Origin of the sequence: Streptomyces sp. NPDC059850, assembly GCF_042731515.1 — a bacterium.
Taxonomy (GTDB): domain Bacteria; phylum Actinomycetota; class Actinomycetes; order Streptomycetales; family Streptomycetaceae; genus Streptomyces.
In genome coordinates this window covers 1-2,748 of sequence record NZ_JBHWJI010000147.1, presented here as the reverse complement: position 1 = coordinate 2,748, position 2,748 = coordinate 1, and the positions used below count along the sequence as shown (strand labels likewise).

The 2,748-nt window shown below is 70.7% G+C and carries 1 protein-coding gene; it reads right to left on the bottom strand.

Annotation, left to right across the window (positions count from 1 at the left end):
* Positions 1–2,748 (bottom strand): beta-ketoacyl synthase N-terminal-like domain-containing protein (locus ACFV9T_RS42650; protein ID WP_385449263.1); only part of this gene is annotated, 2,748 nt, incomplete at both ends.

Sequence of the window (2,748 nt, the reverse complement as noted above, 5' to 3'; positions counted from 1 at the left end):
TTGAGGGCGGCGATGCTGACCTGGCCGTCGGTGGCGGTGAGATCGTCGGCTAGTTCGTCGGGGGTGGCGGCGATGGTGGCCATGCCGCCGCCTTCGGGGAGTCCGCCCATGAGGGTGGCGCGGGCGGCCACCAGGCGGCAGGCGTCCGGCAGGTCGAAGACACCGGCCACATGGGCGGCGGCGACCTCGCCGATCGAGTGGCCGATCACCACGTCGGGGCGCAGCCCCTGCGAGTCCAGCAGCCGGGCCAGGGCGATGTGCAGCGCGAACAGCCCCGCCTGGGCGTAGGTCGTGTGGTCCAGCAGTTGTGCGTGCTGCTGGTTGAACACGACATCGCGAAGCGGGTGTTCCAGGTGCGGGTCCAGGAGGGCGCAGACCTCGTCGAAGGCTTCGGCGAAGACCGGGAACCGGTCGTACAACCCCGCACCCATGCCGGTCCGTTGGCTGCCCTGCCCGCTGAACAGGAACACCGTCTGCCCCGAAACGCCCGCGACGCCCCCGGGATGTACGACGGCCGGATGTGGCGCACCGTTCGCCAGGGCCTGCAAGCCCGCCGCCAGTTCCTCGTGGCTGTCCCCGACGATGACGGCCCGGTGGTCGAAGAGCGAGCGGGTCTTCAGCAGTGACCAGCCCACCTCCACCGGCGATACGTCATCCTCAGCACAGACGTGCTCGGTCAGGGCGCCCGCCTGCCCTCGAAGGGCCTCCGCACTGTGCGCGGACACAACCCACGGCACGGCACCGCCAACCGTGGACACCGGCGTCACCGGATGGTCAGCCTGCTCCAGGATCAGATGGGCGTTGGTGCCGCTGATACCGAAGGACGACACACCTGCCCGGCGCGGCTGTCCGCCCTCCGGCCACGGAACTGGTTCGGTGAGCAGCTGTACGTCACCCTCGGACCAGCGCACATTGGGCGTCGGCTCGTCGATGTGCAGCGAGGCGGGCAGCAGCCCGTGGTGCATGGCCATCACCATCTTGATGACGCCCGCCACGCCAGCGGCGGCCTGGGTGTGGCCGATGTTGGATTTGATGGAGCCGAGCCACAGCGGCCGGTCGTCCGGCCGGTCCTGTCCGTAGGTGGCCAGCAGCGCCTGGGCCTCGATCGGATCGCCGAGGGTGGTCCCCGTCCCATGCGCCTCGACCGCGTCCACTTCGGACGGCGTGAGGCGGGCGTTGGCGAGCGCCTGCCGGATGACCCGCTGCTGGGACGGCCCGTTCGGTGCCGTCAGACCGTTGCTGGTGCCGTCCTGGTTGACCGCCGAGCCCCGTACCAGTGCCATCACCCGGTGGCCGTTGCGACGCGCGTCCGACAGCCGCTCCAGCAGGACGAGGCCCACTCCCTCGCCCCACACCATGCCATCGGCGGCCGCGGCGAACGGCTTGCACCGGGCATCGGGCGCCAGACCGCGCTGCCGCGAGAACTCGATGAACGCGCCCGGGGTGGCCATCACCGTCACCCCGCCCGCCAGGGCGAGGGTGCATTCGCCCTGTCGCAGCGCCTGGGCGGCCAGATGCATGGCCACGAGCGACGACGAACAGGCCGTGTCGACGGTGACCGCGGGCCCTTCCAGGCCGAACGAGTACGCCACCCGGCCGGACACCACACTGGCGATGTTGCCCGTGGCGACGTAGCCCTCGACATCGCTTGCCGTATCGCCGGTGAGCGACAAATAGTCCTGGGAGGTCACTCCGGCGAAGACACCGGTATCGCTGCCACTCAGCGCGTCGCGGTCGAGCCCCGCGTTTTCGAAGGTCTCCCACGCGGTTTCGAGGAGCAGCCGCTGCTGGGGGTCCATCGCGACCGCCTCGCGCGGGCTGATGCCGAAGAACGCCGCGTCGAACGCGGGCGCGTCATGGAGAAAACCACCCTCGCGGACGTAACTCGTACCCGTGTGGTCGGGGTCGGGGTGGAAGAGCGTGTGCAGATCCCAGTGCCGGTCGGTGGGCATCTCCGTGATGGCGTCGCGGTGTGCGACGACCAGCTCCCACAGATCCTTCGGGTTGCGCGCGCCACCGGGATAGCGACAGGCCATTCCGACGATCGCGATGGGCTCGTCGAGCGCGGCCGCGGTGGGTGCGTGGGCCGCGACGGCCGTCCGCTGCCCGGTGATGTCGGCACACAGCTGGGTCGCGAGGGTGTCCGGTGTGGGGTGGTCGAAGATGAGAGAGGGCGGCAGGTCGAGGCCGGTGAGGGTGGCGAGCTGGTTGCGGAGCTCGACGGCGGTGAGGGAGTCGAACCCCAGCTCCTGGAACGGCTGGCTGGGCGGAATGGCCTCGGGCCCGGTGTGGCCCAGGATCGTGGCGGCGAGGGACTGGATCTGGTGGAGCAGGAGCTGATGCCGCTGCTCGGGGGTGCTGGAGTCGAGCTGCTGGCGCAGCGGTGTGGCACGCGACGGGGTGCGGTGACGGTCCGCCGGGTGCGCGGTGGGCTCGATCAGGTCGGAGAGCAGCGGACTCGGCCGTTGCGCCGTGAACGTGGCGGGGAACTTCTCCCAGTCGATGTCCGCGATGGTGACGGTCGTGTCGTGGTGGCTGAGCGCGTGGTGGAGCGCTGCGACCGCGAGGTCGGGGCTGAGCGGTGCCAACCCCCGCCGCCCGTAGAACGAGAGCGCCGTTTCGTCGGCGGCCATGCCCGCGTCGCTCCACGGTCCCCAGGCGATGCTGGTGGCGGGGAGTCCTTGGGAGCGGCGGTGTTCGGCGAGGGCGTCGAGGTAGGTGTTGGCGGCGGCGTAGGCGGCCTGCCGA